This window comes from Pseudomonas nitroreducens (assembly GCF_024170165.1).
Lineage (GTDB): Bacteria > Pseudomonadota > Gammaproteobacteria > Pseudomonadales > Pseudomonadaceae > Pseudomonas > Pseudomonas nitroreducens_C.
The window spans coordinates 20,231-46,472 of sequence record NZ_JALJXP010000006.1 but is presented as its reverse complement, the minus strand read 5'-3'; the positions used below and the strand labels follow the sequence as shown (position 1 = coordinate 46,472).

Below are 26,242 nucleotides of genomic sequence, written 5' to 3'. Positions count from 1 at the left end.
CTGACTCGGGGCCGACCTGTACCAGCCTGGATCGCTAAGTTCGCCACGGAGGGCGCGAGCTAGAGCCAGGCAAGGCGAGAACGAATTTTGGCGCGGAGTTTACTCTCGTAAATGAGCAGCCAAAATTCGTTCTCAACGCAGCATGGCCGACGCGCAGCCCCTCCGAACCGACCTTAGAGTTTGATCCAGGTGGCTTTTAGCTCGGTGTACTTGTCGAACGCGTGCAGCGACTTGTCGCGGCCGTTGCCGGACTGCTTGAAGCCACCGAACGGAGCGGTCATGTCGCCGCCGTCGTACTGGTTCACCCACACGCTGCCGGCGCGCAGCGCCTTGGCGGTCAGGTGGGCCTTGGACAGATCGCTGGTCCACACCGCAGCGGCCAGGCCGTACGGGGTGTCGTTGGCGATGCGTACGGCTTCTTCGGCATCGGTGAACTCGATGACCGACAGCACCGGGCCGAAGATCTCTTCACGGGCGATGCGCATGGCGTTGGTCACGCCGTCGAAGATGGTCGGCTCGACATAGGTGCCGCCAGTCTCTTCCAGGGTGCGCTTGCCGCCGGCCACCAGCTTGGCGCCGTCGTCGTGGCCAGCCTGGATGTAGCTCAGCACGTTGTTCATCTGGGTGGTGTCGACCAGCGCACCGACGTTGGTTTCCGGGTCCAGCGGGTTGCCCGGCTTCCAGCCCTTGATGGCTTCGACGACCATCGGCACGAACTCGGCCTTGATCGACTTCTCCACCAGCAGGCGCGAGCCGGCGGTGCAGACTTCGCCCTGGTTGAAGGCGATGGCGCTGGCAGCGGCTTCGGCAGCGGCTTTCAGATCCGGGGCGTCAGCGAAGACGATGTTCGGGCTCTTGCCGCCAGCTTCCAGCCAGACGCGCTTCATGTTGGACTCACCCGCGTAGATCATCAGCTGCTTGGCGATCTTGGTCGAACCGGTGAACACCAGGGTGTCGACGTCCATGTGCAGGGCCAGAGCCTTGCCCACGGTGTGACCGAAGCCCGGCAGGACGTTGAACACGCCTTTCGGGATACCGGCCTCGATGGCCAGCTGGGCGACGCGGATGCCGGTCAGCGGGGACTTTTCGGAAGGCTTGAGGATCACCGAGTTACCGGTGGTCAGCGCCGGGCCGAGTTTCCAGCAGGACATCAGCAGGGGGAAGTTCCACGGCACGATGGCGGCAACCACGCCGACCGCCTCGCGGGTGACCAGGCCCAGTTCGTTGTGGGGAGTGGCGGCCACTTCGTCGTAGATCTTGTCGATGGCCTCGGCGCTCCAGCGCAGGCTGTTGGCCGCACCGGAAACGTCCACGTTCAGCGAGTCGCTGATCGGCTTGCCCATGTCGAGGGTTTCCAGCAGGGCCAGTTCCTCGGCGTTCTCCAGCAGCAGCTCGGAGAAGCGGATCATGACCTTCTTGCGCTTGGCCGGAGCCATGCGCGACCACACGCCGGAATCGAAGGTGGCACGGGCAACCTGCACGGCACGTTCGGCATCGGCCAGGTCGCAGCTGGCGACCTTGGCCAGGAAGCGGCCATCCACAGGGCTGAGGCAATCGAAGGTGGCGCCGGATGCGGCGTCGACATATTCACCGTTGACGAAGGCGCGGCCTTCGATCTTCAGGTCCTTGGCGCGAGCTTCCCAATCGGCGCGAGTGAGGGTACCCATGACAACGTGTCCTCTTATTAATGTACTTATCAGGTGCAGGCGCCCGACGGGCGCACTGTCAAAAATTCCGCAAGGCGGAGCAAACGCATGCTGTTCGCCACCCTAAACCGGAGACCGCCAATTTTCAATATTTTTTACACTAAGCGGCTAAATGGCCTTGTCACGTTCGTTTTATTAAACATAGACTGCCCTGATTCGTCGGCTGATGGTTTTCCGACAGCCGCTTCGGAGTAAATATCCAACAGCGCTGCGCGTGCCCGCACGCACTCTCGCCAACAACTCTAAAGAACCGAGACCGCCATGAACGTCGAGCAGATCGTCGATTTCGCCCAGGCCACCACCGCCCCCGAACACTACCGCCCCGCCCCGGACCGCATCATCAAGGGCGACCCGGCGCAGAACGTGCGCAACCACTACGCCAGCGCGTGCGGCCAGTTCAACGTGGGTATCTGGGAAGGCGAGCCGGGCCACTGGAACGTCAGCTACACCGAGCACGAGTACTGCGAGATTCTCCAGGGCGTGTCGGTGATCCGCGACGCCAATGGCGGCGCCAAGACCGTGCGCGTCGGCGACCGCTTCGTCATCCCGGCCGGTTTCAGCGGCACCTGGGAAGTGCTGGAGCCCTGCCGCAAGGTCTACGTGATCTTCGAACAGAAGGCCTGAGCCCCGCACACGAAAAAGCCCGCCGATCGGCGGGCTTTTTTTTCGCCCGGAGTTTCTTCAGGGCAAGAAAAAACCCGCCACGAGGGGCGGGTTTCTTCACAAGGGCGAAGATCAATTACTTGATCTTGGCTTCCTTGTAGATCACGTGCTTGCGAACAACCGGATCGAATTTCTTGATCTCGATTTTCTCAGGCTTGGTGCGCTTGTTCTTGTCGGTGGTGTAGAAGTGGCCGGTACCGGCGCTGGACACCAAACGGATCAGTTCACGCATGACTGCAGCTCCTTAGAATTTTTCGCCGCGGGTGCGCAGGTCGTTCAGAACGGCCTCGATACCACGCTTGTCGATGATACGCATGCCTTTAGCGGAAACGCGCAGACGCACGAAACGCTTCTCGGATTCTACCCAGAAACGGTGGTGCTGCAGGTTCGGCAGGAAACGGCGACGGGTTTTGTTGTGTGCGTGGGAAATGTTGTTCCCGGTAACCGGACCCTTACCGGTCACTTGGCAAACTCTCGACATGGCTCAGCCCTCTGTAAACCACATGCCAAACCCGGCATGGGTTGGCTGCTTAACTCAATAGGATTCTCAGTTTCACCGGGGTCTTAACTGCCGCTTCGCCGCGATCGAGTCGCAGGATCAGAGCAGGGCCCCAGAAAAGAGCGCAGCTTTATATCAGAAAGTCACTTCCAGCTGCAAGGGAAAGCATGACTCGGAAAAGCCGACGCCAGCCCCCGCGGGCCGCGGCACGGGTGCCGTTCGTCGCTTGTCATCGTTGTGACGGGCCGCAGCTTGGTCTAGGGTAGCCCCTTCGAGGCTGCCAACAGCCTTGCATGACCCGCCCAGCCTCGCGGATGGGCATCTTGCCAGCTCACACGGAGTTCGTCATGCGTCTTGCCCTTCTTGCCCTCCTGCTTTCCCCGGCCCTGGCCAGCGCCGCCTCGCTGAGCGTGTGCACCGAAGCCAGCCCCGAAGGCTTCGACGTGGTGCAGTACAACTCGCTGACCACCACCAACGCCTCGGCCGACGTGCTGATGAACCGCCTGGTGGACTTCGACGCCGCCCGCGGCGAAGTGGTGCCGAGCCTGGCCGAAAGCTGGAAGGTCTCCGCCGACGGCCTGACCTACGACTTCCAGCTGCGCGACGGCGTGGCCTTCCACCACACCGACTACTTCAAGCCGAGCCGCGCACTGAGCGCCGACGACGTGGTGTTCAGCTTCCAGCGCATGCTCGACCCGGCCCAGCCCTGGCACAAGGTCGCCCAGAGCGGCTTCCCCCACGCCCAGTCGATGCAGCTGCCGAGCCTGGTGAAGGCCGTGGAGAAGGTCGACGAGCACCACGTGCGCTTCAGCCTCAACCACCCGGACGCCACCTTTCTGGCGATGCTCAGCATGGGCTTCGCCTCCATCTATTCCGCCGAGTACGCCGACCAGTTGATGAAGGCCGGCACCCCGGAGAAGCTCAACGCCCAGCCGATCGGCACCGGCCCCTTCGTGTTCAAGCGCTTCCAGAAGGACGCCGTGGTGCGTTACAGCGCCAACGCCGAGTACTTCGGCGGCAAGCCGGCCGTGGATAACCTGGTATTCGCCATCACCCCGGATGCCAGCGTGCGTCTGCAGAAGCTCAAGCGCGGCGAATGCCAGATCGCCCTGTCGCCCAAACCGCTGGACGTCGAGGCCGCGCAGAAGAGCGCCGAGCTCAAGGTCGAGCAGACCCCGGCCTTCATGACCGCCTTCGTCGGCATCAACAGCCAGCACCCGCCGCTGGACAACCCCAAGGTGCGCCAGGCGATCAACCTCGCCTTCGACAAGGGCACCTACCTGAAGAGCGTGTTCGCTGGCAGCGCCACCGCCGCGGAGGGCATCTACCCGCCCAACACCTGGAGCTACGCCAAGGACATCCCGGGCTACCCCCGTGACCTGGACAAGGCCCGCGCGCTGCTGGCCGAAGCCGGGCAGAAGGACGGCTTCAAGACCACCATCTGGACCCGCCCCTCCGGCAGCCTGCTCAACCCCAACCCCAGCGTTGGCGCGCAGCTGCTGCAGGCGGACCTGGCGCAGATCGGCATCCAGGCCGAGATCCGCGTGATCGAGTGGGGCGAGCTGATCCGCCGCGCCAAGGCCGGCGAGCATGACCTGCTGTTCATGGGCTGGGCCGGCGACAACGGCGACCCGGACAACTTCCTCACCCCGCAATTCTCCTGCGCCAGCGTCAAGTCCGGGCTGAACTTCGCGCGCTACTGCGACGACAAGCTCGACGGCCTGATCAGCCAGGGCAAGGCGGTAGCCGACCAGGCCAGGCGCAGCGAGCTGTACCACCAGGCCCAGCAGATCATCCACGACCAGGCGCTGTGGCTGCCGCTGGCGCACCCGACCGCCTCGGCGCTGACCCGCCAGAACGTCAAGGGCTACGCGGTAAACCCCTTCGGCCGACAGGACTACTCGAAGGTGCAGCTCTGAGCAGCGCGCTGCTCGACCAGCTGCTGCCCGAGTTCCAGTTCGCCGAGCGGCACTCGCTGACCATGCGGGCGTCGCCCGGCCAGGTGCTGGACGCCGTGAGCCAGCTGACCGCCGAGCATGACCCGCTGGTGCAGCGCTTCCTGCAGATCCGCGAGGCGCCAGCGCGGCTGGCCTTGCGCCTGGGGCTGCGCAACGCGCTGGCAGACCGCCCGCGCTTCGGCCTGCATGAATTCACCCTATTGGGTCGCCGGGGCGACCAGGAAATCGCCTACGGGCTGATCGGGCGCTTCTGGCGCAGCGACTTCGGCCTGCGCCCGTGCGCCGACACTGAAACCTTCGGAAGCTTCGCCGAACCCGGCACGGCCAGGCTGATGCTGCATTTCTCCTGCGAACCGACGGGACTGGACGGCCTCACCCACGTCCGTACGGAAACCCGCGTGCATTGCCCGGACCGCCGCAGCCGCCTGCTGTTCACGCCCTACTGGCTGGCCATTCGCCCAGTCAGCGGGCTGATCCGTCGGCGCCTGCTGCGCGACATCCAGCGCCGTATCTCAGACCATCCCCAGCTCAGCCATTGACTGTGGATCACCGTCACCGACGATGAAGTGATCCAGCACGCGCACGTCGATCAGCGCCAGCGCCTCGATGATGCGCCGGGTCAGCAGGCGGTCGGAGTGGCTCGGCTCGCAGATGCCCGAAGGATGGTTGTGCGCCAGGATCAGCGCCGCGGCGTTGTGCGCCAGGGCGCGCTTGACGATCTGCCGCGGGTAGACGCTGGCGCTGTCGATGGAACCGTGGAACAGCACCTCGAAGTCCAGCATGCGGTGGCGGTTGTCCATGAACAGACAGGCGAAGACCTCGTGGGGCTCGTGGCGCAGCCGCGCCTTGAGGAAGTCGCGCACCGCCTGCGGGCTCTCCAGCGCGGGGCCACGGTCCATGTCCTCGGCCAGGTGCCGGCGGCTCATTTCCAGCACCGCCTGCAGCTGGGTGAACTTGGCCGGACCCAGCCCGCGGTGACTGCAGAACGCCTCGAAATCCGCCTCCAGCAACGCACGCAGGCTGCCGAACTCGACCAGCAGCCGGCGCGCCAGGTCGACGGCACTGCAACCGGTGACACCGGTGCGCAGGAAGATGGCCAGCAATTCTGCGTCACTCAGGCTCGCCGCGCCCTGTTCGAGCAAGCGCTCACGGGGTCGCTCGGATGCAGGCCAATCCAGAATTCTCACGCAACCTCCCAGGTCTGGTCCGCCCGCTGTTCCGGCGCAGGCGCTGTGCTATCTTAGCCCCCTCGCTTCGCGCAGCCGGAGGCCTGGGGAGGCGTCATCGGCTTCAGCGCGCGTCATCCATTTCCGTATTTAAGGCTGGCCTATGCAGCGGCTCTATCGTAAACGCATCGTTCTGGGCGTCGGCGGCGGTATCGCCGCCTACAAGAGCGCCGAACTGGTCCGCCGGTTGCGCGACCAGGGTGCCGAGGTGCGTGTCGTGATGACCCAGGGCGGCCGCGAGTTCATCACCCCGCTCACGCTCCAGGCGCTGTCCGGCCATCCGGTGCACCTGGACCTGCTCGACCCCGCCGCCGAAGCGGCCATGGGGCATATCGAACTGGCCCGCTGGGCTGACCTGGTGCTGATCGCCCCCGCCACCGCCGACCTCATGGCGCGCCTGGCCCAGGGCGTGGCCAACGATCTGCTGACCACCCTGGTACTGGCCACCGACGCACAGGTAGCCCTGGCGCCAGCGATGAACCAGGCCATGTGGCGCGACCCGGCCACCCAGGTGAATGCCGAACTGCTGCGCTCGCGCGGCCTGCACTTCTTCGGCCCCGCTGCCGGCAGCCAGGCCTGTGGCGACGTCGGTCCGGGGCGCATGCTCGAGGCCGAAGAGCTGGCGCAGCTGGCCGCCGACTGCTTCGAGTTCAAGGCCCTGACCGGCCAGCACATCCTCATCACCGCCGGGCCGACCCAGGAAAACATCGACCCGGTGCGCTACATCACCAACCACAGCTCCGGGAAGATGGGCTTCGCCCTGGCCGAAGCCGCTGCCGAAGCCGGCGCCCGCGTGACCCTGGTGACCGGCCCGGTGCACCTGCCTACCCCGGACCGGGTGAGCCGCGTCGACGTGGTCAGCGCCCGCGACATGCTCGCCGCCTGCGAAGCGGCGATGCCGGCGGACATCCTGATCGCCTCTGCCGCCGTGGCCGACTATCGCCCGGAACTGGTCGCCACGCAGAAACTCAAGAAAGACCCCACCACCGGTGACGGTCTGCTCTTGCAGCTGGTGCGCAATCCCGACATTCTCGCCACCCTCTCGCTGCGCGAAGACCGGCCCTTCAGCGTCGGCTTTGCCGCGGAGACCGAGAACCTGCTGGAGTACGCCTCGCGCAAGCTCAAGGACAAGAATCTCGATCTGATCGTCGCCAATGACGTCGCAAATCCGTCCATCGGCTTCAATAGTGAAGAGAACGCCATCACGGTCATCGACCGCGAACTGCACAAGACTGCGTTCGCCCAGACCAGCAAGGCCAAGATCGCCCGCCAGCTGATCGCCTTCATCGCCGAACGCATCAATCAACACTGAGAACTCAATGCATTCCCTGCAAGCCAAGATCCTCGATCCCCGCCTGGGCAGCGACTTCCCGCTGCCGCAGTACGCCACCCCGGGTTCCGCCGGCCTCGACCTGCGCGCCATGCTCAAGGAGGACTGCGTCCTCGAGCCGGGCCAGACCGTGCTGATCCCCACCGGCCTGTCCATCTACGTCGCCGATCCGGGCCTGGCTGCGCTGATCCTTCCGCGCTCCGGCCTGGGCCACAAGCACGGCATCGTGCTGGGCAACCTGGTCGGCCTGATCGACTCGGACTACCAGGGCGAGCTGATGGTCTCCTGCTGGAACCGCGGCCAGACGGCTTTCAAGATCGCCATTGGCGAGCGCATCGCCCAGCTGGTCCTGGTGCCGGTGGTGCAGGCACATTTCGAGCTGGTCGAGAGCTTCGACGAGAGCCAGCGCGGTGCCGGCGGCTTCGGTCACTCCGGCAGCCATTGACCCCTTTCCCTTTCAGGATGAATCGCCGAGGAGACGTTGCATGAAACTTTTCCAACGCACTGCCAAGGACAGCGCCGAGCTGCCGGACCTCGTGCCGGCGGAGAAGGCCGTCAGAGGGCCGGCGGCCAGGCTCGACCTCAAATCGCTGCTGCCAGCCTTCGCCATTACCGTAGGCGGTGTCGCGGCGGCCGGCGCGCTGCTGTGGTTCAGTCTGTTCGGTCATGCCGACAAGACCCACGTCACCCAGCTGAGCAGCGCCTGGACGGAAAACCAGGCCGGTGCGCTGCACCAGTCCCTGAACCTGCTGGCGGCGGATAGCCGCGCCGTGGCGAGCGATCCGCAGCTGCTGCCGGCCCTGCAGAGCAATGATCCGACGCGCATCGCCGCGCTGGAGAAAGCGCTGACCCAGGGGCATCTGGACGGGCTGGTGGACGTCCACCTGAACGCCAATGGCCAGGCCGTGCAGGACACCGCCCGCCCCGGCCCGCTGAACTACGCCGCGCTGGACATGCTGCACCGTGTCGAAAGTGGCCAGACCGTGGCGCCGGAGGCCTACAAGGTCGGCAGCCGCTGGCTGGTCTACAGCCCCACCGCCCTGCGCGGCGCGGACAACTCGATCCAGGGCTCGCTGCTGCTGGTCGTCGACCTGCAGCGCCTGCTCGGCAGCCTGCCACCGATGTCCGACGACATCGGCCAGCTGCAGCTGTCCCAGCAGTTCGGCAACTCGCCGGCCCAGGTCCTGCTGCAACGCGGCCAGGCGGGCGATGCCGCGCCGGTCAGCCTGCCCAGCGGCAACCCGAACTGGAAGCTGAGCTTCACCCCCGGGGCGACCATCACCGACCCGCTGTACTCGCCGGCCATGCTCGGCATCGCAGCGCTGATCGCCCTGGCGGGCGCCCTGCTCGGCCTCTATCTTGCGCAAAGTGCGATGCAGCGCCGGGTCAGCAAGGATGCCCAGGCCCTGGGGCAGTTCATTCAGGAACTCGCCGGCCAACGCACTGCCAAAGCTCCTGAGCTGAGCCTGCCGAGCCTGCAGGCGCTGGCTCAGGCACTGGCCCGCCAGCCGCGCCGCAAGACCGAAACACCCAGTGCCAGCGCTCCCGCCGCGCCTGCAGCCGCCGCCCAGCCGGTTCCGGTTGTCGCCGCTGCCAGCGCCCCGGCCGCTGCCACTGAAACGCCAATGGTCGATCCGCTATTCCAGAACACCGACATTCTGGACATCGACATTCTTGATGAAGACCAGGATCTCCTGGGATTGGAGCAAACACCCGCTATGAGCACGCCTAAAGCCCCGCAGCTACCCGCCAGCATCTTCCGCGCCTACGACATTCGTGGCGTGGTCGGCGACACCCTGACCACCGAGACCGCCTACTGGGTCGGCCGTGCGATCGGTTCCGAAAGCCTGGCGCGCGGCGAGCCGTGCGTCTCCGTAGGCCGCGACGGCCGCCTGTCCGGCCCCGAGCTGGTCCAGCACCTCATCCAGGGCCTGCTCGACTGCGGCTGCCAGGTCACCGACGTCGGCATGGTGCCGACGCCCGTCCTGTACTACGCCGCCAATGTCCTGGAAGGCAAGTCGGGCGTGATGCTCACCGGCAGCCACAACCCGCCGGACTACAACGGCTTCAAGATCGTCGTCGCCGGCGAGACACTGGCCAACGAGCAGATCCAGGCCCTGCGCGAGCGCATCCAGAACGATGACCTCGCTTCGGGCGTGGGCAGCGTGCAGCAGGTCGACATCCTGCCGCGCTACTTCCAGCAGATCCGCGACGACATCGCCCTGGCCAAGCCGCTGAAGGTGGTGGTGGACTGCGGTAACGGCGTGGCCGGCGTGATCGCCCCGCAACTGATCGAAGCCCTCGGCTGCACCGTGATCCCGCTGTACTGCGACGTCGACGGCAACTTCCCCAACCACCACCCGGACCCGGGCAAGCCCGAGAACCTGGAAGACCTGATCGCCAAGGTGAAAGAGACCGGCGCCGACCTCGGCCTGGCCTTCGACGGCGACGGCGACCGCGTGGGCGTGGTGACCAACGAAGGCACCATCATCTACCCCGACCGCCTGCTGATGCTGTTCGCCAAGGACGTGGTATCGCGCAACCCGGGCGCCGACATCATCTTCGACGTCAAATGCACCCGTCGCCTGATCTCGCTGATCAGCGGCTACGGCGGTCGTCCGGTGATGTGGAAGACCGGCCACTCGCTGATCAAGAAGAAGATGAAGGAAACCGGCGCCCTGCTCGCCGGCGAGATGAGCGGCCACATCTTCTTCAAGGAACGCTGGTACGGCTTCGACGACGGCATCTACAGCGCCGCGCGCCTGCTGGAAATCATCAGCCTGGACAAGCGCGACGCCGAGCGCGTGTTCTCCGCGTTCCCGATGGACATCTCCACCCCGGAAATCAACATCACCGTCACCGACGAGGGCAAGTTCGCCCTGATCGAGGCGCTGCAGGCCCGCGGCCAGTGGGGCGAAGCCAACCTCACTACCCTCGATGGCGTGCGTGTGGATTACCCCAAAGGCTGGGGCCTGGTTCGCGCGTCCAACACCACTCCGGTGCTGGTCCTGCGCTTCGAGGCGGATTCCCAGGAAGAACTGGAACGCATCAAGGAAGTGTTCCGCACCCAGCTGAAAGCGGTCGACCCCGCCCTCAGCCTGCCCTTCTGACCCTGTAGCACTATGCCGGAGCCCACCATGACCCAGAGCCGCGATGACGCCGCCCAGGTTGCCCGCGTCCTTGCCGAAGCCCTGCCCTACATCCGCCGTTTCGTCGGCAAGACGCTGGTGATCAAGTACGGCGGCAACGCCATGGAAACGGACGAGCTGAAGAACAGCTTCGCCCGCGACGTGGTGCTGATGAAAGCCGTCGGCATCAACCCGGTGGTGGTCCATGGTGGTGGCCCGCAGATCGGCGACCTGCTCAGCCGCCTGTCGATCGAAAGCCACTTCATCGACGGCATGCGCGTTACCGACGCGCAGACCATGGACGTGGTGGAGATGGTCCTCGGCGGCCAGGTGAACAAGGACATCGTCAACCTGATCAACCGGCATGGCGGCAGCGCCATCGGCCTGACCGGGAAAGACGCCGAGCTGATCCGCGCGAAGAAGCTCACCGTCACCCGCCAGACGCCGGAGATGACCAAGCCGGAAATCATCGACATCGGCCACGTCGGCGAAGTCACCGGGGTCAACGTCGACCTGCTGAACATGCTGGTGCAGGGTGACTTCATCCCGGTCATCGCACCGATCGGCGTGGGCGCCAACGGCGAGTCCTACAACATCAACGCCGACCTGGTGGCCGGCAAGGTGGCCGAGGCGCTGAAGGCCGAGAAGCTGATGCTGCTCACCAACATCGCCGGCCTGATGGACAAGCAGGGTCAGGTGCTCACCGGCCTGACCACCGAGCAGGTCAACGAGCTGATCGCCGACGGCACCATCTACGGCGGCATGCTGCCGAAGATCCGCTGCGCCCTCGAGGCGGTCCAGGGCGGCGTGACCAGCGCGCACATCATCGATGGCCGCGTACCCAACGCGGTGCTGCTGGAGATCTTCACCGACAGCGGTGTCGGTACGCTGATCACCAACCGCAAACAGCGCTGATCAATAAAAAACACCCGCCAGGAGCGATCCTCGCGGGTGTTTTTCTGCCTGGAGTTTTCGTATGGCCGCGTCCCCCGTTTCCCGTAACGACTTCAGCTTCTTCCACGGCCTGCGCGTGCGCTGGTCGGAAGTCGATCCGCAAGGCATCGTCTTCAACGGCAACTACCTGACCTACGCCGACGTCGCCACCACCGAGTACTACCGCCACCTGGGCGTGAGCTACCCGGCTGACCTGCTGCGCGGCGGCGGCGATCTGTTCGCGGTGAAGACCACCCTGGAATACCTGGCGCCCGCGCGCTTCGACGACTGGCTGGAAATGGGCGTGCGCGTCAGTCGCCTGGGGCGCAGCAGCCTGACCTTCCAGGTGTCGATCTGGTGTGATGAAACCCTGCTGACGCTGGGAGAGCTGATCTACGCCTATGCCGGCGAAGACCGGACGAGCCAGCCCCTGCCGGACTGGCTGCGCGGGAAGATCAACGAATTCGAGCGCGTCTCGCCGCAACAGTAAGCGCGGCGAGCGCCTGCCTCAGTTGCCGCCGGAGATCTGGGCGAAACGCGCCCGGTCGGAGGCGAAGCTGTCCTGCGCCTGGGTGCGCAGCTGCTGATAGCGCGCGATGTCCTGCTGCAGGCGTTGCTCGTCGCTGCGCAGGTTGCTCAGCTGCGCGACCAGGTCATCCGGCACCTGGCGCCCGGCGCGCTCCTGGTCGGCAGCGCGAGCCTGCAGATTGGCTTGCTGTGCCTTGAGCGACTGCAGGTTGCCCTTGGCCACGCTGGTCAGGCCGTCGAGCTCGGCCAGCTTGCGATCGCGGGCACGGTCGACGTCATCCACGCTGGTGTACATGCGCAGCAGTTGCTGGTCGGAACTGGCGCGGGCGGCATCCGCCTTGCGCTGCTCGATCTCGGCAGCGGTCGGCGCCGGCGGTACCTCGCGGATCACCCGGCCCTGGTCGTTGAGCACCTGGTAACCCTTGCCGATGTACTGCGGCGGAACGCCAAGACGGTCGATGACGGTGATACCCCGGTCATCGACGTAACGGTACATCTCAACCGGACCGCCGGCAGTGGCGGCCGGCTTGCCCGCAGCGAACACCTGGCCAGCGAGCATGGCCCCCAGAAGCCCCATCAACACCCTGTAGCGGTAAGCACCCTGCTTGGCCATGCCCGACACCCTTGTTCCGGTTAGATACCGTACTGCGCTCGATACGCCTCGACAGCTGCGAGATGCTGCTTGAGCTGTCCGTCGCCGGCCAGGTACTCCAGCACTTGCTCCAGCGAGACAATGCTTACGACCGGGATCGAGAAGTCCCGTTCAACTTCCTGGATCGCCGACAGCTCGCCCTTGCCGCGTTCCTGGCGGTTCAGCGCGATCAGCACGCCGGCGGCCTGGGCCCCTTGTGCGTCGATGATCTGCATGACCTCGCGGATCGCGGTGCCGGCGGTGATCACGTCATCGATGATCAACGCGCGACCCGTCAGCGGTGCGCCAACCAGCGTGCCGCCTTCGCCGTGGTCCTTGGCTTCCTTGCGGTTGAAGCACCAGGGCAGGTCGCGGCCGTGCTGTTCCGCCAGCGCAATGGCTGTAGCGGCCGCCAGCGGGATTCCTTTATAGGCGGGGCCGAACAACACGTCGAAAGGTATGCCGCTGTCGACCACCGCGCTGGCGTAGAAACGACCCAGCTGGGACAGCGCAACGCCGGTGTTGAACAGGCCTGCATTGAAGAAGTACGGACTGGTGCGTCCGGACTTGAGGGTGAATTCGCCGAAACGAAGAACGCCGCGCTCGATGGCGAAGCGGATGAAATCGCGTTGATATGGCTGCATGGGAGAGAACCGGCCGGTATGAATTTAGCTAAACCGTTTGAGCTCGGGTATCATACACACACGTGATTTTGGGGGCCATTTATGCGGATCATCAGTGTGAACGTGAATGGTATTCAGGCTGCAGCCGAGCGTGGATTGCTCAGTTGGCTGCAAGCCCAGAATGCCGACGTGATCTGCTTGCAGGATACCCGCGCCTCCGCTTTCGATCTGGATGACCCATCCTACCAACTGGATGGCTACTTCCTGTACGCCTGCGATGCCGAAGTGCCCAGTCAGGGCGGCGTCGCACTCTATAGTCGTCTGCAACCCAAGGCTGTCATAAGCGGCCTGGGTTTCGAGATGGCCGATCGTTACGGGCGCTACCTGCAAGCCGATTTCGATAAGGTGAGTATCGCCACTCTCCTGCTGCCTACCGGGCAGGAAGGGGATGAGAACCTGAACCACAAGTTCAAGTTCATGGACGATTTTGCCCAGTACATGAACAAGCAGCGCCGCAAGCGCCGCGAATACATCTATTGCAGCTCGCTCTACGTTGCGCACCAGAAGCTGGACGTGAAGAACTGGCGCGAATGCCAGCAATCGCCGGGCTTCATGGCGCCGGAGCGTGGCTGGATGGATGAGATCTTCGGCACCATGGGCTACGTCGACGCCCTGCGCGAGGTCAACCGCGAAGGCGACCAGTACAGCTGGTGGCCGGACAGCGAACAGGCCGACCTGCTCAACCTGGGCTGGCGCTTCGACTATCAGATCCTCACGCCGGGTCTGCGCCGTTTCGTGCGCAGTGCCAAGCTGCCGCGCCAGCCGCGCTTCTCCCAGCATGCGCCGCTGATCGTCGATTACGACTGGACCCTGAGCATCTGAGTCCTGTCGCGCCGCCGCAAGGCGGACAGAAAAAAGCCGGCTTCGAGCCGGCTTTTTCGTGCCTGGAGCGTGCTTACTTGATCGGCCGCCAGGTGAAGGGATAGCGGTAATCCAGCCCTTCGTTGGCCTTGATCCCGGCAATGATGGTCAGCACCAGCGCGCCGATGCTCACCAGCCCCAGCAGGAAGAAGCCGATCACCACCAGCATCAGCAGGCAGCTGACCACCACGGCGAGACTCACGGTGATCTGGAAGTTCAGCGCTTCCTTGCCCTGACGGTCCACGAACGGGTCCGATTCGCGCTTGATCTGCCAGACGATCAGCGGCCCGAGCAGGTTGCCGAAGGGGAAGATGAAGCCGAGGAAGGCGGCGAAGTGGCAGAACATCGCCCACTGGCGGGCTTCCTGGCTCGGCTGAACCTGCTGTACCGGTACTTCGTCGCTCATCCTTTCGCTCCTTGCACGTGAAGATCGGGCGAGCTGGCCGCCCGTCGGATCAGTCTGCCAGCGCGGCGCGCTGCAGATCGAACAGTTCGCGCAGGCCCTGCTGCGCCAGTTCCAGCATGGCATTGAGTTCGGCTGGCTGGAAAGGAGCGCCCTCGGCGGTGCCCTGGACTTCGATGAAGCCGCCGGCATCGGTCATGACCACGTTCAGGTCGGTCTCGGCGGCGGAGTCTTCCAGGTAGTCCAGGTCCAGTACCGGCTCGCCCTGGTACATACCCACGGACACCGCGGCGACCATCTGCTTGAGCGGGTTGCCCTTGAGCGCGCCGCGCTTCTTCAGCACGGCCAGGGCATCGATCAGCGCCACGGTGGCGCCGGTGATGGAAGCGGTGCGGGTGCCGCCATCGGCCTGGATCACATCGCAGTCGATGTACAGGGTGTTCTCGCCCAGCTTGGACAGGTCCAGCGCGGCGCGCAGGGAGCGGCCGATCAGGCGCTGGATTTCCAGGGTGCGGCCACCCTGCTTGCCGCGCGCGGCTTCGCGCTGGTTACGCTCGCCGGTGGAGCGCGGCAGCATGCCGTATTCGGCGGTCAGCCAGCCCTGGCCCTGGCCCTTGAGGAAGCGCGGCACACCGGATTCGGCGCTGACGGTGCAGATCACCTTGGTGTCGCCGAACTCGACCAGCACGGAGCCCTCGGCGTGCTTGGTGTAATGGCGGGTGATACGGATCGGGCGCAGTTGGTCGGCGGCGCGGCCACTGGGACGGTTCATGGAGGCATCCTGTACAGATTACTGGCGGGGAATGTCCGCCATTATAGAGGCCAGCGGACGGGCGCAACCACCGCCAGCGTGCTGCGGCGCGCTACGCTGGGGTACAATTACCGGTTTCCGACGACCTGTCGGCCGTTTTCCCAGCCCATTCAGAGAGGTGACTCCATGGTCCACAGCATGACCGCTTTCGCCCGCGTCGAGCGCGCCAGCAGCCATGGAACCCTGAGCTGGGAGCTGCGCTCGGTCAACCACCGCTACCTCGAACCCAACCTGCGCCTGCCCGAAGCCTTCCGCGACCTCGAAGGTGCGGTGCGTGAGGCGCTGCGCCAGGGCCTGTCGCGCGGCAAGGTGGAATGCACCCTGCGCTTCAACGAGGAAAACGCCGGCAAGACCCTGCAGGTCGACCGTGAGCGCGCCGCGCAACTGGTTGCCGCCGCCGAGAGCGTTGCCGGCCTGATCCAGAACCCCGCCGCGCTCGACCCGCTGGCCGTGCTGGCCTGGCCGGGTGTGCTGGTGGGTGACGCTGCCGACCCGCAGGCGCTCAACGCCAGCGCCCTGGCCGCCTTCACCCAGGCCCTGGACGAGCTCAAGGCCGGCCGTGCCCGCGAAGGAGCGGAGCTTTCGAAAATCATCGAAGAGCGCCTGACGGCCATGCAGGACGACGTCGCCAACCTGCGCCAGCTGGTGCCGGAAATGCTCGCCAACCAGCGCCAGAAGGTGCTCGACCGCTTCGCCGAGATGAAAGCCGAACTCGATCCGCAGCGCCTGGAGCAGGAAATGGTCCTGCTGGCGCAGAAGAGCGACGTCGCCGAGGAACTGGACCGCCTGACCACCCACGTCACCGAAGTACGCCGCGTGCTCAAGGCCGGCGGTGCCGCCGGCCGTCGCCTGGACTTCCTGATGCAGGAACTCAACCGCGAGGCCAACACCCTGGGTTCGAAGGCTTTCGACCCGCGTTCCACCCAGGCCGCGGTCAACCTCAAGGTCCTGATCGAGCAGATGCGCGAACAGGTGCAGAATATCGAGTAAGCCGGACGCTTCCGGCTTCAATACCCGTCAACCGCAACTCCAGGAAAGCGCCATGTCCGGCACCCTGTACATCGTTTCCGCGCCGTCGGGCGCCGGCAAGACCAGCCTGGTCAAGGCCCTGCTCGACGCCATGCCCAGCGTGCGCGTCTCCGTCTCCCACACCACCCGCGGCATGCGCCCGGGCGAAGTGGACGGGGTGAACTACCACTTCGTCGGCCACGACACCTTCCGCGCCATGCTCGAACGCAACGAGTTCCTCGAGCATGCGCAGGTCTTCGACAACCTCTACGGCACCTCCCAGCGCTGGGTCGAGAAGACCCTCGCCGAGGGCAACGACCTGATCCTGGAGATCGACTGGCAGGGCGCACAGCAGGTGCGCCGGCTGATGCCCCAGGCGCAGTCGATCTTCATCCTGCCGCCGACCCAGGAGGCCCTGCGCCAGCGCCTGACCAACCGTGGCCAGGACAGCGACGAGGTGATCGAGCGGCGCATGCAGGAAGCCGTCAGCGAAATGAGCCACTATGTGGAATACGATCACCTGGTGATCAACGACGATTTCGCCCACGCGCTGGAAGACCTCAAGGCGATCTTCCGCGCCCGCCAACTCCGTCAGGACGCCCAGCAGCAACGTCACACCGAGCTGCTGCAACGCCTGTTGGCCTGAAGTCGCCGAGAGAAGGCACTTCCATAAAGATTGGCGATTTTTTAGACTATCCAGTCCGCCCGGCATTTTCCGGGCCTACATTTCAGTACGAGGAACACCATGGCCCGCGTCACCGTTGAAGACTGCCTGGACAACGTCGATAACCGTTTCGAGCTGGTCATGCTCGCCACCAAGCGTTCGCGTCAGCTGGCCACCGGCGGCAAAGAGCCGAAGGTACCGTGGGAAAACGACAAGCCCACCGTCGTCGCCCTGCGCGAAATCGCTTCCGGCCTGATCGACAACGAAATCGTGCTGCTGGAGGACGTGGTTGAAGAAGAACCGCTGTTCGCTGCCTTCGAAGACGAGGCCAACAACGAGGCCCTGTAAGTCGATGTCCGGCCGACGAATCGGTGCACTGCGACGTACCGCTCGGCAGGGGGTGAACCCATGCCGAGCATAGATGCCTTCGCCGATCGTCTGTCGAGCTATCTGGGCCCGGATCAGGTCAACCTGGTCCGCCGCGCCTACTACTACGCCGAGCAGGCCCATGACGGGCAGCGCCGCCGCAGCGGCGAGGCTTACGTCACCCATCCGCTCGCCGTCGCCAACATCCTCGCCGACATGCACATGGACCATCAGAGCCTGATGGCGGCCATGCTGCACGACGTGATCGAGGACACCGGCATCGCCAAGGAAGCGCTCACCGCGCAGTTCGGCGAAACCGTCTCGGAACTCGTGGACGGGGTCAGCAAGCTGACCCAGATGAACTTCGAGTCCAAGGCCGAGGCGCAGGCCGAGAACTTCCAGAAGATGGCCATGGCCATGGCGCGCGACATCCGCGTGATCCTGGTGAAGCTGGCCGACCGCCTGCATAACATGCGCACCCTGGAAGTGCTGTCCGGCGAAAAGCGCCGGCGCATCGCCAAGGAAACCCTGGAAATCTACGCCCCCATCGCCAACCGGCTGGGCATGCACAGCATGCGCGTGGAATTCGAGGACCTGGGCTTCAAGGCCATGCACCCGATGCGCTCCGAGCGCATCCGCCAGGCGGTGAAGAAGGCCCGTGGCAACCGCCGCGAGATCGTCGGCAAGATCCAGGAATCGCTGGTCAACTGCCTCGCCCGCGAAAGCATGGAAGGCCAGGTCCTGGGCCGCGAGAAGCACCTGTTCAGCATCTACAAGAAGATGCGCGGCAAGCGCAAGGCGTTCAACGAGATCATGGACGTCTACGCATTCCGCATCGTGGTCGACAAGGTCGACACCTGCTACCGCGTGCTCGGTGCCGTGCACAACCTGTACAAGCCGTTCCCCGGTCGCTTCAAGGACTACATCGCGATTCCCAAGGCCAACGGCTACCAGTCGTTGCACACCACGCTGTTCGGCATGCACGGCGTGCCCATCGAAATCCAGATCCGCACCCGCGAGATGGAAGAGATGGCCAACCACGGCATCGCCGCGCACTGGCTGTACAAGTCCAGTGAAGAAGAGGCGCAGAAAGGCACCCATGCCCGCGCCCGCCAGTGGGTGAAGGGCATCCTCGAGCTGCAGCAGCGCGCCGGCAACTCGCTGGAATTCATCGAGAACGTGAAGATCGACCTGTTCCCGGACGAGGTCTACGTCTTCACGCCCAAAGGCCGCATCATGGAGCTGCCCAAGGGCTCCACGGCCGTCGACTTTGCCTACGCAGTGCACACCGACGTCGGCAACAGCTGCATCGCCTGCCGCATCAACCGCCGTCTGGCGCCGCTGTCCGAACCGCTGCAGAGCGGCGCGACAGTGGAAATCGTTACCGCGCCGGGCACCCGGCCGAACCCGGCCTGGCTCAACTTCGTGGTCACCGGCAAGGCGCGCACGCACATCCGCCACGCGCTCAAGCTGCAGCGCCGCTCCGAGTCGATCAACCTCGGCGAGCGCCTGCTGAACAAGACCCTGGCCGGCTTCGACAGCCACCTGGAGAAGATCCCGCAGGAACGCATCCAGGGCGTGCTCAACGAGTACCGCATGGAAGTCTTCGAGGACCTGCTCGAAGAGATCGGCCTGGGCAACCGCATGGCCTACGTGGTCGCGCGTCGTCTGCTGTCCAGCGAAGGCGAGCAGGCGCCCAGCGCCGAAGGGCCGCTGGCGATCCGCGGCACCGAAGGCCTGGTGCTCAGCTACGCCAAGTGCTGCACACCGATCCCCGGCGACCCGATCGTCGGCCACCTGTCGGCCGGCAAGGGCATGGTGGTGCACCTGGAGAACTGCCGGAACATCAGCGAGATCCGCCACAATCCGGAAAAGTGCATCCAGCTCAGCTGGGCCAAGGATGTCACCGGCGAATTCAACGTCGAACTGCGTGTCGAGCTGGAGCACCAGCGCGGCCTGATCGCCCTGCTGGCGACCAGCGTCAACGCCGCCGACGGCAATATCGAGAAGATCAGCATGGACGAGCGCGACGGTCGCATCAGCGTGGTCCAGCTCGTCGTCAGCGTGCACGACCGCGTGCACCTGGCCCGCGTCATCAAGAAGCTGCGCGCGCTCAAGGGCGTGATCCGCATCACCCGCATGCGCAGCTGATCCCACCCCGTTAGGAGTCGACATGACCAAGACCGTTATCCACACCGACAAAGCCCCGGCCGCCATCGGCACCTACTCCCAGGCGATCAAGGCTGGCAACACCGTCTATGTCTCCGGCCAGATCCCGCTGGACCCGAAAACCATGGAGCTGGTCGAGGGCTTCGAAGAGCAGACCGTCCAGGTCTTCGAGAACCTGAAAGCTGTCATCGAAGCGTCCGGCGGTTACCTGCACGACGTCGCCAAGCTGAACATCTTCCTCACTGACCTGTCGCACTTCGCCAAGGTCAACGAGATCATGGGCAAGTACTTCGTCCAGCCCTATCCGGCCCGCGCCGCCATCGGCGTTGCCGCCCTGCCCAAGGGCGCCCAGGTGGAGATGGACGCCATCGTCGTCCTGGAATAAGCCGCACTTCCCGAACGGGGCCTTCAGGGCCCCGTTCTTTTATCTGCAAGGAGCAAACATGCGTCGCGCCCTGATCCTGAGCGCCCTGATCGGCCTGCTCACCGGCTGCGCCGGCACCCCTTCCGACCCTTCCGGCGTCTGGGTCAACCAGGCCGCCATCGATGCAGCCGGCAAGGGTGGCAAGCTGCGCGAGGCGCTGCTGGCCTACGGCCCGAACCTGGAATGGAAGCTGGACACCAAGGCCAACCAGGCCACCTTCAGCAACGGCTTCGAGCTCGGCGAAGGCCAGCTGACCGCCGAAGATCCCAAGCACTACCGCGTCGACTTCTACGGCAGCAACCAGGAGTCCCTGGAGCTGGACGGCAAGGAGCTGGTGCAGGTGGGCAGCGACAACTGGCCCGAGCAGCGCTTCCTGCGTCCCAAGGAGCAGGCTGCGGCGCAAGGCCCGGCCGGCAGCACCTTCGAGAACGCCCTCTACGCGGCCTACCTGAACGGCACCTGGATCATCGAGGAAGGCGAAGGCAAGGGCAGCAAGGTCAAGTTCGCCGCCAACGGCAGCCTCGAAGGCATGCCCGGCTTCGACCGCTACGCGCTGTGCCTGGCCGGCGACTGCGCAGCCATGAGTGGCGACAACGACAGCATCTGGCTGCAACAGGGCCAGCAGGGCCGCGAATTCCTCTTCGAGCGCGATGGCGACAAGCTGGAGCTGTTCGAGGCGGTGAACCGCGCCCAGGCCGACGAGATGCCGCAGTACGAGCCCGGCAACAAGGTCTGGACCCTGGAACGCGACTGATCCGTGTGAGCGGGCAAGCGTGCTCGAATACAACAGTCAACGCAGCCCGTTCCACAACAACCAGCCACCCAGCGCCAGCAGCAGACCGCCGCAGAGGCGGTCCAGCGCCGTGACCCGGCGTTTCAGCCAGCCGCGCCAGCGCGGGCGATCCAGCAGGCGCACCAGTGCCATGTCCCACAGCAGCACCACCGCGCCCATCCACAGCACGCAGGCGCCGAGCGCCCAGCCCGGCAGGTGGAACTGCCCGAGTACGCCGAACAGTCCGGTATAGAAGATCGGCAGCTTGGGATTCAGGCTGCTGGCGAACAGACCTTCGCGCATCCCCCGCAGAAATCCCCCGCTGCGCTGCTCGCCCAGCGCCATCGGAATCTCCAGCTCCCGCCGCGCCAGCAGCGCCTGCGCACCGAGCCAGACGAAATAGGCGCCACCGAGCAGCTGCACGACCCGCAGCCCGTGGCTCGCCACGTCCGGCAGCAGGCCGAGAACGAACAGTACCAGCAGCATGCTCGCCAGATTGGCCAGGGCGATGCCCGCCGCACAGCCGTCGGCATGCCGCCGCCCCCGCAACAGGGCAGCGCGGATCAGCAGGAAGAAATCCGGCCCCGGCGACAGCAGGGCGGCAAAGTGGGTGCTGGCGACCAGCGCGAAGGCAGCGAACATGGCGATCTCCCGGATAGCGGCGTCGCGCAGTCTGGAAGCGCCGGCCTCGGGCAGTCTTGGAAGAAACTCAGGTGCGCGTGGCGCGCAGGAAGCGGCCGGGCGTGACGCCGGTGAAGCGACGGAAAGTGCCGGAGAAATGCGCCTGGTCGTAGAACCCCAGGGTCAGCGCGACCTCCAGCGGCTTCTCGCCAGCCACCAGCAGGCGCTTGGCCTCGCGGATGCGGCGCTGCAGCAGGTAGGTGTGCGGCGGCACGCCGTAGGCATTGCGGAAGGCTTCGATCAGGTGGCGCGGATGGCGCTGCAACAGCTCAGCCAGCGCTTCGAGACTGACCGCCTCGCGGTAATGCGCCTCCAGGTAGTCGCGCAACCTCGCGGTAACGCTGCCGTCGCGGGATGCCGAAGCATTCGGGCGCATGCCGCCGTGGCGGACGAACACCAGCTCCAGCAGCGCCAGCAATTCGCTTTCCAGCGCCAGCGCATCGTTGCGCTCGAACTCCGTGGCGACGCGGCGCAGCGCTTCCGCCACCTGGCCGTCATCGTGCGGATTGAGCGCCTGGAAGCCACGCGGCAGCTGCTTGCGGCCGAGCAGCGGGAGCAGGCGCGATTCCTCGATGTAGAGCATGCGATAAACCAGTCGCTCGGACTCGGCGTTGCCGGTGTGCGGCTCCTCCGGGTTCATCAGCGACAGGGTGCCGGCAGGCAGCACGTGGTGCGCACCACGGCACTGGTAGCCACCCGCGCCCTGGAGGATGGCGCCGATGGCGAAAGCGTCGTGGCTGTGACGCCCGAACGGCTGGCCGGAGAAGTCCGCATGGAACAACTCCACCCCCGGCAACCAGGGGCGCGCCAGCAGCCGGTTGGCGTCCATCAGTCCTGCTTGCCGGCGAGAATGGCTGCGTAGCCTTCACGGAAGCTCGGGTAGCGCGGCTCCCAGCCCAGCGCACGGGCTCGGGCGTTACTGCAGCGCTTGCTGCCGGCGCGGCGCACGGTCTGCTCGTCGGCCCAGTGGGTCACACCCAGATGCTCGCGCAGCCAGCCGACCACGTCGTGCAGCGCCGCCGGGTCGTTGTCGACGCCGAGGTAGCAGTCATCCAGCGCGGTACCACTGCGGTCAGCCTCCAGCAGCGTGGCGAGCAGGCCGGCGGCATCTTCGGCATGGATGCGGTTGGCGTACAGCGGCGGCTCGCTGGCGACGCGATAGCCCTCGCGCACCTGCTTGAGCAGCCACTCGCGGCCGGGGCCGTAGATGCCGGTGAGGCGCACGACGCTGGCGGGAATACCGCTCTGCAGCGCCACCTGCTCGGCTTCGAGCATCACGCTGCCGGAATAGCTCTGGGCTTCGGCGGGCGAGGTTTCGTCGATCCACTCACCATCGCGCTGGGCATACACACCGCTGCTGGAAACGAACAGCAGGCGCCTGGGCCGTTGCCCGCGCTGCTGCAGCCAGCCGAGGGTGTTGCGCAGGCCTTCGACGTAGGCCGCGCGATACCCCGCTTCGTCGTGCTGGGTCGCCGCCGCGCAGTACACCAGGTAGTCCAGCTTGCCCACCGGCCAGGTGTCCGGGCATTCGAGCTGGCCGAGGTCGCCGGCCACCGGCAGCACTTCCAGCGGCAGCGCGGCGACGTTGCGGCGCAGACCATGGACGCGCCAGTCGCGGGCGGCCAGTTGGCGGCCGAGACGGCTGCCGACATCGCCGCAACCGACGATCATCAGGCTCGGGAAGGTGCTCTTGCTCATGCTTGGCTCCGCGAATCAAAGCTCGGCAGTTTAGCGCGGTTGGTTCGCGGCGGTGCAGCCGCTATGCTTGGGCCACCTCAACGGACTTAGTCGCCATGACCCTTACCGAACTGCGCTACATCGTCACGCTTGCCCAGGAGCAACACTTCGGCCGCGCCGCGGAACGCTGCCACGTCAGCCAGCCGACCCTGTCAGTGGGCGTGAAGAAGCTGGAAGACGAGCTTGGCGTGCTGATCTTCGAGCGCAGCAAGAGTGCAGTGCGCCTGACCCCGGTCGGCGAAGGCATCGTGGCGCAGGCGCAGAAGGTACTGGAGCAGGCCCAGGGCATCCGCGAGCTGGCCCAGGCCGGCAAGAACCAGCTGACCTCGCCGCTCAAGGTCGGCGCCATCTACACCATCGGCCCGTACCTGTTCCCGCACCTGATCCCGCAGCTGCACCGGGTCGCCCCGCAGATGCCGCTGTACATCGAGGAAAACTTCACCCACATCCTGCGCGACAAGCTGCGCACCGGCGAGCTGGACGCGATCATCATCGCCCTGCCGTTCCAGGAAGCCGACGTGCTGACCCTGCAGCTGTTCGACGAGCCCTTCTACGTGCTGATGCCGGCGGACCACCAATGGACCGCGAAGAAGACCATCGACCCGGAGCTGCTCAACGACAAGAGCCTGCTGCTGCTCGGCGAGGGCCACTGCTTCCGCGACCAGGTGCTCGAAGCCTGCCCGACCACCCACAAGGGCGGCGAAAACAAGCACACCACGGTGGAATCCAGCTCGCTGGAAACCATCCGCCACATGGTCGCCTCCGGCCTGGGCGTGTCGGTGCTGCCGTTCTCCGCCGTGGACAGCCACCACTACGCGCCGGGGGTGCTGGAAGTACGCCCGTTCAGCGCGCCGGTCCCTATGCGCACCGTCGCCATCGCCTGGCGCGCCAGCTTCCCGCGGCCGCGCGCCATCGAGGTGCTGGCCGACTCGATCCGCCTGTGCTCGGTCGCCAAGCCGACCGTCAAGGGTGAAGCCGAGCCGGCATGACCGATCTGTCGAATGTCCCGGTCACCGCGCTCAAGGGCGTGGGCGCCGCGCTGGAAGAAAAGCTGGCGAAGGTCGGTCTGGAGAACCTCCAGGACATCCTCTTCCACCTGCCGCTGCGCTACCAGGACCGCACCCGCATCACCCCCATCGGCGCACTGCGCCCTGGGCAGGATGCGGTGGTCGAAGGCGTGGTCTCCGGCGCTGATGTGGTGATGGGCAAGCGCCGCAGTCTGTTGGTGCGCCTGCAGGACGGCACCGGCACCCTGAGCCTGCGCTTCTACCACTTCAGCCAGGCGCAGAAGGAAAACCTCAAGCGCGGCACGCACCTGCGTTGCTACGGTGAGGCGCGCCCCGGCGCTTCGGGCCTGGAGATCTACCACCCCGAATACCGCTCGCTGACCGATGCCGCCGCGGCGCCGGTGGAGCAGACGCTGACGCCGATCTACCCGACCACCGAAGGCCTCACCCAGCAGCGCCTGCGCCAGCTCAGCGAACAGACCCTGGCGCGCCTGGGCCCGTCGAGCCTGCCGGACTGGCTGCCGGCGGAACTGGCCCGCGACTACCGCCTGGGCCCGCTGGACGAAGCCATCCGCTACCTGCACCGGCCACCACCGGACGCCGACCTGGAAGAGCTCGCCGAGGGCCGCCACTGGGCCCAGCACCGCCTCGCCTTCGAGGAGCTGCTGACCCACCAGCTGTCGCTGCAACGCCTGCGCGAGAGCGTGCGCTCGCAAGCCGCGCCGCAGCTGCCGCCGGCGAAGAAACTGCCGGCGCTGTACCTGAAGAATCTCGGCTTCAAACCCACCGGGGCGCAGCAGCGGGTCGGCGCGGAGATCGCCTACGACCTCGCCCAGCCCGAACCCATGCTGCGCCTGGTGCAGGGCGATGTCGGCGCCGGCAAGACCGTGGTTGCCGCCCTCGCCGCCCTGCAGGCACTGGAGGCCGGCTATCAGGTGGCGCTGATGGCACCCACCGAGATCCTCGCCGAACAGCACTTCCTCAACTTCACCAAGTGGCTGCAACCGCTGGGCATCGAAGTCGCCTGGCTGGCCGGCAAGCTCAAGGGCAAGGCCCGCGCCAGCGCGCTGGAACAGATCGCCGGCGGCGCGCCGATGATCGTCGGCACCCATGCGCTGTTCCAGGACGAGGTGAAATTCAAGCGCCTGGCCCTGGTGATCATCGACGAACAGCACCGCTTCGGCGTACAGCAGCGCCTCGCCCTGCGCCAGAAAGGCGTCGACGGCCGGCTCTGCCCGCACCAGCTGATCATGACCGCCACGCCCATCCCGCGGACCCTGGCGATGAGCGCCTACGCCGACCTCGACACCTCGATCCTCGACGAGCTGCCGCCCGGCCGCACCCCGGTGAACACCGTGCTGGTCGCCGACAGCCGCCGCATCGAAGTGATCGAGCGGGTGCGCGCCGCCTGCGCGGAAGGCCGTCAGGCGTACTGGGTGTGCACGCTGATCGAGGAATCCGAAGAACTCACCTGCCAGGCCGCGGAAACCACCTATGAGGAGCTCTCCTCGGCGCTGGGTGAACTGCGCGTCGGCCTGATCCACGGGCGCATGAAGCCGGCGGACAAGGCCGTGGTCATGGAGGCCTTCAAGGAAGGCATGCTGCAGCTGCTGGTCGCCACCACGGTGATCGAGGTCGGCGTGGACGTGCCCAACTCCAGCCTGATGATCATCGAAAACCCCGAGCGCCTCGGCCTCGCCCAGTTGCACCAGCTGCGCGGCCGCGTCGGCCGGGGCAGCGCGGCGAGCCACTGCGTGCTGCTCTACCATCCGCCGCTGTCGCAGATCGGCCGCGAGCGCCTGGGCATCATGCGCGAGACCTGCGACGGCTTCGTCATCGCCGAGAAGGACCTGGAATTGCGCGGCCCCGGCGAAATGCTCGGCACCCGCCAGACCGGCCTGCTGCAATTCAAGGTCGCCGACCTGATGCGTGACGCCGACCTGCTGCCGGCGGTGCGCGATGCCGCCCAGGCCCTGCTGGCACACTGGCCGCAATCAGTCAGCCCTTTGCTGGCACGCTGGCTGCGACACGGACAGCAATACGGACAAGTGTGA

28 protein-coding genes are annotated in these 26,242 nt (G+C 65.8%); 17 read left to right on the top strand and 11 right to left on the bottom strand.

What is annotated here, in order from left to right; genetic code table 11:
- Positions 1-173: 173 nt before the first annotated feature.
- A complete protein-coding gene (locus J2T47_RS13500) occupies positions 174-1,667 on the bottom strand; it encodes an aldehyde dehydrogenase (protein WP_253447429.1) in 1,494 nt (497 codons plus the stop codon).
- 300 nt (positions 1,668-1,967) lie between these two features.
- Here J2T47_RS13500 and J2T47_RS13495 point away from each other — a divergent pair, with 300 nt between their 5' ends.
- Positions 1,968-2,330 carry a cupin domain-containing protein gene (locus J2T47_RS13495; RefSeq protein ID WP_253447426.1) on the top strand — a complete coding sequence of 121 codons (363 nt, stop codon included), beginning with the start codon at positions 1,968-1,970 and terminating at the stop codon, positions 2,328-2,330.
- Positions 2,331-2,445: 115 nt separating this feature from the next.
- Here the strand turns inward: J2T47_RS13495 and rpmG are convergent, their stop codons facing one another.
- The gene (rpmG, locus tag J2T47_RS13490) at positions 2,446-2,601 is read right to left on the bottom strand and encodes a 50S ribosomal protein L33 (protein WP_009614117.1); all 156 of its coding nucleotides are present in this window, start codon (positions 2,599-2,601) and stop codon (positions 2,446-2,448) included.
- A gap of 12 nt (positions 2,602-2,613) precedes the next feature.
- The gene (gene rpmB / locus J2T47_RS13485) at positions 2,614-2,850 is read right to left on the bottom strand and encodes a 50S ribosomal protein L28 (RefSeq protein ID WP_015479545.1); all 237 of its coding nucleotides are present in this window, start codon (positions 2,848-2,850) and stop codon (positions 2,614-2,616) included.
- Between the two features lie 365 nt (positions 2,851-3,215).
- On the opposite strand from rpmB, the gene J2T47_RS13480 reads away from it, so the two are divergent.
- Together J2T47_RS13480 and J2T47_RS13475 are read left to right on the top strand one after the other, a co-directional pair.
- Positions 3,216-4,787, top strand: a complete 1,572-nt coding sequence (locus J2T47_RS13480; protein WP_253447423.1) for an ABC transporter substrate-binding protein — start codon at positions 3,216-3,218, stop codon at positions 4,785-4,787.
- A 95-nt stretch (positions 4,788-4,882) separates the two neighbouring features.
- Positions 4,883-5,365 carry a hypothetical protein gene (locus tag J2T47_RS13475; RefSeq protein ID WP_253447420.1) on the top strand — a complete coding sequence of 161 codons (483 nt, stop codon included), beginning with the start codon at positions 4,883-4,885 and terminating at the stop codon, positions 5,363-5,365.
- On the opposite strand, the gene radC is transcribed toward J2T47_RS13475, so the two are convergent.
- Entirely contained in the window at positions 5,339-6,013 is a 675-nt protein-coding gene (radC, locus tag J2T47_RS13470; RefSeq protein ID WP_253447417.1) for a RadC family protein, read from the bottom strand. The genes J2T47_RS13475 and radC overlap by 27 nt on opposite strands.
- A gap of 142 nt (positions 6,014-6,155) precedes the next feature.
- Here radC and coaBC point away from each other — a divergent pair, with 142 nt between their 5' ends.
- The 5 genes from coaBC to J2T47_RS13445 all read left to right on the top strand — a co-directional run bounded on the left by coaBC (position 6,156) and on the right by J2T47_RS13445 (position 11,933).
- Positions 6,156-7,364 (top strand): bifunctional phosphopantothenoylcysteine decarboxylase/phosphopantothenate--cysteine ligase CoaBC, encoded by a 1,209-nt coding sequence (gene coaBC, locus J2T47_RS13465; protein WP_253447414.1) that lies wholly within the window; start codon positions 6,156-6,158, stop codon positions 7,362-7,364.
- Positions 7,365-7,371: 7 nt separating this feature from the next.
- The gene (gene dut / locus J2T47_RS13460) at positions 7,372-7,827 is read left to right on the top strand and encodes a dUTP diphosphatase (RefSeq protein WP_081515156.1); all 456 of its coding nucleotides are present in this window, start codon (positions 7,372-7,374) and stop codon (positions 7,825-7,827) included.
- A 40-nt stretch (positions 7,828-7,867) separates the two neighbouring features.
- Positions 7,868-10,492: a phosphomannomutase/phosphoglucomutase gene (locus J2T47_RS13455; RefSeq protein WP_253447411.1), complete on the top strand. Its 2,625-nt coding sequence runs from the start codon at positions 7,868-7,870 to the stop codon at positions 10,490-10,492.
- 27 nt (positions 10,493-10,519) lie between these two features.
- On the top strand, positions 10,520-11,425 hold the full coding sequence (gene argB / locus J2T47_RS13450; RefSeq protein ID WP_024762065.1) for an acetylglutamate kinase: 906 nt from the start codon (positions 10,520-10,522) through the stop codon (positions 11,423-11,425).
- 61 nt (positions 11,426-11,486) lie between these two features.
- On the top strand, positions 11,487-11,933 hold the full coding sequence (locus tag J2T47_RS13445) for an acyl-CoA thioesterase (RefSeq protein ID WP_138525938.1): 447 nt from the start codon (positions 11,487-11,489) through the stop codon (positions 11,931-11,933).
- A gap of 18 nt (positions 11,934-11,951) precedes the next feature.
- Here J2T47_RS13445 and J2T47_RS13440 read toward each other — a convergent pair whose 3' ends face one another.
- The gene (locus tag J2T47_RS13440; protein WP_437180979.1) at positions 11,952-12,584 is read right to left on the bottom strand and encodes a DUF4124 domain-containing protein; all 633 of its coding nucleotides are present in this window, start codon (positions 12,582-12,584) and stop codon (positions 11,952-11,954) included.
- Positions 12,585-12,604: 20 nt separating this feature from the next.
- On the bottom strand, positions 12,605-13,246 hold the full coding sequence (gene pyrE, locus J2T47_RS13435; protein ID WP_045217699.1) for an orotate phosphoribosyltransferase: 642 nt from the start codon (positions 13,244-13,246) through the stop codon (positions 12,605-12,607).
- Between the two features lie 81 nt (positions 13,247-13,327).
- Here pyrE and J2T47_RS13430 point away from each other — a divergent pair, with 81 nt between their 5' ends.
- Positions 13,328-14,107: an exodeoxyribonuclease III gene (locus tag J2T47_RS13430; RefSeq protein ID WP_253447408.1), complete on the top strand. Its 780-nt coding sequence runs from the start codon at positions 13,328-13,330 to the stop codon at positions 14,105-14,107.
- Between the two features lie 73 nt (positions 14,108-14,180).
- Here J2T47_RS13430 and J2T47_RS13425 read toward each other — a convergent pair whose 3' ends face one another.
- The gene (locus tag J2T47_RS13425) at positions 14,181-14,552 is read right to left on the bottom strand and encodes a DUF4870 domain-containing protein (RefSeq protein WP_088419871.1); all 372 of its coding nucleotides are present in this window, start codon (positions 14,550-14,552) and stop codon (positions 14,181-14,183) included.
- A gap of 49 nt (positions 14,553-14,601) precedes the next feature.
- Positions 14,602-15,321, bottom strand: a complete 720-nt coding sequence (rph, locus tag J2T47_RS13420) for a ribonuclease PH (RefSeq protein ID WP_253447404.1) — start codon at positions 15,319-15,321, stop codon at positions 14,602-14,604.
- Positions 15,322-15,486: 165 nt separating this feature from the next.
- Between rph and J2T47_RS13415 the strand changes: the two genes are divergently transcribed.
- From J2T47_RS13415 to J2T47_RS13390, 6 genes are all read left to right on the top strand, one after another.
- A complete protein-coding gene (locus J2T47_RS13415; protein WP_253447401.1) occupies positions 15,487-16,350 on the top strand; it encodes a YicC/YloC family endoribonuclease in 864 nt (287 codons plus the stop codon).
- A 52-nt stretch (positions 16,351-16,402) separates the two neighbouring features.
- The gene (gene gmk / locus J2T47_RS13410) at positions 16,403-17,014 is read left to right on the top strand and encodes a guanylate kinase (protein ID WP_045217706.1); all 612 of its coding nucleotides are present in this window, start codon (positions 16,403-16,405) and stop codon (positions 17,012-17,014) included.
- A gap of 99 nt (positions 17,015-17,113) precedes the next feature.
- A complete protein-coding gene (rpoZ, locus tag J2T47_RS13405) occupies positions 17,114-17,380 on the top strand; it encodes a DNA-directed RNA polymerase subunit omega (RefSeq protein ID WP_045217709.1) in 267 nt (88 codons plus the stop codon).
- 60 nt (positions 17,381-17,440) lie between these two features.
- Positions 17,441-19,549 (top strand): bifunctional GTP diphosphokinase/guanosine-3',5'-bis pyrophosphate 3'-pyrophosphohydrolase, encoded by a 2,109-nt coding sequence (spoT, locus tag J2T47_RS13400; RefSeq protein WP_151188729.1) that lies wholly within the window; start codon positions 17,441-17,443, stop codon positions 19,547-19,549.
- Between the two features lie 22 nt (positions 19,550-19,571).
- On the top strand, positions 19,572-19,952 hold the full coding sequence (locus J2T47_RS13395) for a RidA family protein (protein ID WP_017520704.1): 381 nt from the start codon (positions 19,572-19,574) through the stop codon (positions 19,950-19,952).
- A gap of 58 nt (positions 19,953-20,010) precedes the next feature.
- On the top strand, positions 20,011-20,745 hold the full coding sequence (locus J2T47_RS13390) for a hypothetical protein (RefSeq protein ID WP_253447398.1): 735 nt from the start codon (positions 20,011-20,013) through the stop codon (positions 20,743-20,745).
- A gap of 36 nt (positions 20,746-20,781) precedes the next feature.
- Here J2T47_RS13390 and J2T47_RS13385 read toward each other — a convergent pair whose 3' ends face one another.
- The 3 genes from J2T47_RS13385 to J2T47_RS13375 form a co-directional block, all read right to left on the bottom strand.
- Complete coding sequence (locus J2T47_RS13385) at positions 20,782-21,405, bottom strand: LysE family translocator (RefSeq protein ID WP_253447395.1); 624 nt, start codon at positions 21,403-21,405, stop codon at positions 20,782-20,784.
- 67 nt (positions 21,406-21,472) lie between these two features.
- Positions 21,473-22,273 (bottom strand): helix-turn-helix transcriptional regulator, encoded by an 801-nt coding sequence (locus J2T47_RS13380; protein WP_253447391.1) that lies wholly within the window; start codon positions 22,271-22,273, stop codon positions 21,473-21,475.
- Positions 22,273-23,142 carry an NAD-dependent epimerase/dehydratase family protein gene (locus J2T47_RS13375; protein WP_253447388.1) on the bottom strand — a complete coding sequence of 290 codons (870 nt, stop codon included), beginning with the start codon at positions 23,140-23,142 and terminating at the stop codon, positions 22,273-22,275. The genes J2T47_RS13380 and J2T47_RS13375 overlap by 1 nt, the downstream gene beginning before the upstream one ends.
- A gap of 95 nt (positions 23,143-23,237) precedes the next feature.
- Between J2T47_RS13375 and J2T47_RS13370 the strand changes: the two genes are divergently transcribed.
- Complete coding sequence (locus J2T47_RS13370) at positions 23,238-24,170, top strand: hydrogen peroxide-inducible genes activator (protein WP_138217111.1); 933 nt, start codon at positions 23,238-23,240, stop codon at positions 24,168-24,170.
- Positions 24,167-26,242 carry an ATP-dependent DNA helicase RecG gene (gene recG / locus J2T47_RS13365; RefSeq protein ID WP_253447385.1) on the top strand — a complete coding sequence of 692 codons (2,076 nt, stop codon included), beginning with the start codon at positions 24,167-24,169 and terminating at the stop codon, positions 26,240-26,242. The genes J2T47_RS13370 and recG overlap by 4 nt, the downstream gene beginning before the upstream one ends.

What these genes read in the sequence shown, in the direction of transcription:
- J2T47_RS13500 (WP_253447429.1), bottom strand. Translation starts at nt 1,667, where the DNA reads ATGGGTACCCTCACTCGCGCCGATTGGGAAGCTCGCGCCAAGGACCTG.
- J2T47_RS13495 (WP_253447426.1), top strand. Translation starts at nt 1,968, where the DNA reads ATGAACGTCGAGCAGATCGTCGATTTCGCCCAGGCCACCACCGCCCCC.
- rpmG (WP_009614117.1), bottom strand. Translation starts at nt 2,601, where the DNA reads ATGCGTGAACTGATCCGTTTGGTGTCCAGCGCCGGTACCGGCCACTTC.
- rpmB (WP_015479545.1), bottom strand. Translation starts at nt 2,850, where the DNA reads ATGTCGAGAGTTTGCCAAGTGACCGGTAAGGGTCCGGTTACCGGGAAC.
- J2T47_RS13480 (WP_253447423.1), top strand. Translation starts at nt 3,216, where the DNA reads ATGCGTCTTGCCCTTCTTGCCCTCCTGCTTTCCCCGGCCCTGGCCAGC.
- coaBC (WP_253447414.1), top strand. Translation starts at nt 6,156, where the DNA reads ATGCAGCGGCTCTATCGTAAACGCATCGTTCTGGGCGTCGGCGGCGGT.
- dut (WP_081515156.1), top strand. Translation starts at nt 7,372, where the DNA reads ATGCATTCCCTGCAAGCCAAGATCCTCGATCCCCGCCTGGGCAGCGAC.
- J2T47_RS13455 (WP_253447411.1), top strand. Translation starts at nt 7,868, where the DNA reads ATGAAACTTTTCCAACGCACTGCCAAGGACAGCGCCGAGCTGCCGGAC.
- argB (WP_024762065.1), top strand. Translation starts at nt 10,520, where the DNA reads ATGACCCAGAGCCGCGATGACGCCGCCCAGGTTGCCCGCGTCCTTGCC.
- J2T47_RS13445 (WP_138525938.1), top strand. Translation starts at nt 11,487, where the DNA reads ATGGCCGCGTCCCCCGTTTCCCGTAACGACTTCAGCTTCTTCCACGGC.
- J2T47_RS13440 (WP_437180979.1), bottom strand. Translation starts at nt 12,584, where the DNA reads ATGGCCAAGCAGGGTGCTTACCGCTACAGGGTGTTGATGGGGCTTCTG.
- pyrE (WP_045217699.1), bottom strand. Translation starts at nt 13,246, where the DNA reads ATGCAGCCATATCAACGCGATTTCATCCGCTTCGCCATCGAGCGCGGC.
- J2T47_RS13430 (WP_253447408.1), top strand. Translation starts at nt 13,328, where the DNA reads ATGCGGATCATCAGTGTGAACGTGAATGGTATTCAGGCTGCAGCCGAG.
- J2T47_RS13425 (WP_088419871.1), bottom strand. Translation starts at nt 14,552, where the DNA reads ATGAGCGACGAAGTACCGGTACAGCAGGTTCAGCCGAGCCAGGAAGCC.
- rph (WP_253447404.1), bottom strand. Translation starts at nt 15,321, where the DNA reads ATGAACCGTCCCAGTGGCCGCGCCGCCGACCAACTGCGCCCGATCCGT.
- J2T47_RS13415 (WP_253447401.1), top strand. Translation starts at nt 15,487, where the DNA reads ATGGTCCACAGCATGACCGCTTTCGCCCGCGTCGAGCGCGCCAGCAGC.
- gmk (WP_045217706.1), top strand. Translation starts at nt 16,403, where the DNA reads ATGTCCGGCACCCTGTACATCGTTTCCGCGCCGTCGGGCGCCGGCAAG.
- rpoZ (WP_045217709.1), top strand. Translation starts at nt 17,114, where the DNA reads ATGGCCCGCGTCACCGTTGAAGACTGCCTGGACAACGTCGATAACCGT.
- spoT (WP_151188729.1), top strand. Translation starts at nt 17,441, where the DNA reads ATGCCGAGCATAGATGCCTTCGCCGATCGTCTGTCGAGCTATCTGGGC.
- J2T47_RS13395 (WP_017520704.1), top strand. Translation starts at nt 19,572, where the DNA reads ATGACCAAGACCGTTATCCACACCGACAAAGCCCCGGCCGCCATCGGC.
- J2T47_RS13390 (WP_253447398.1), top strand. Translation starts at nt 20,011, where the DNA reads ATGCGTCGCGCCCTGATCCTGAGCGCCCTGATCGGCCTGCTCACCGGC.
- J2T47_RS13385 (WP_253447395.1), bottom strand. Translation starts at nt 21,405, where the DNA reads ATGTTCGCTGCCTTCGCGCTGGTCGCCAGCACCCACTTTGCCGCCCTG.
- J2T47_RS13380 (WP_253447391.1), bottom strand. Translation starts at nt 22,273, where the DNA reads ATGGACGCCAACCGGCTGCTGGCGCGCCCCTGGTTGCCGGGGGTGGAG.
- J2T47_RS13375 (WP_253447388.1), bottom strand. Translation starts at nt 23,142, where the DNA reads ATGAGCAAGAGCACCTTCCCGAGCCTGATGATCGTCGGTTGCGGCGAT.
- J2T47_RS13370 (WP_138217111.1), top strand. Translation starts at nt 23,238, where the DNA reads ATGACCCTTACCGAACTGCGCTACATCGTCACGCTTGCCCAGGAGCAA.
- recG (WP_253447385.1), top strand. Translation starts at nt 24,167, where the DNA reads ATGACCGATCTGTCGAATGTCCCGGTCACCGCGCTCAAGGGCGTGGGC.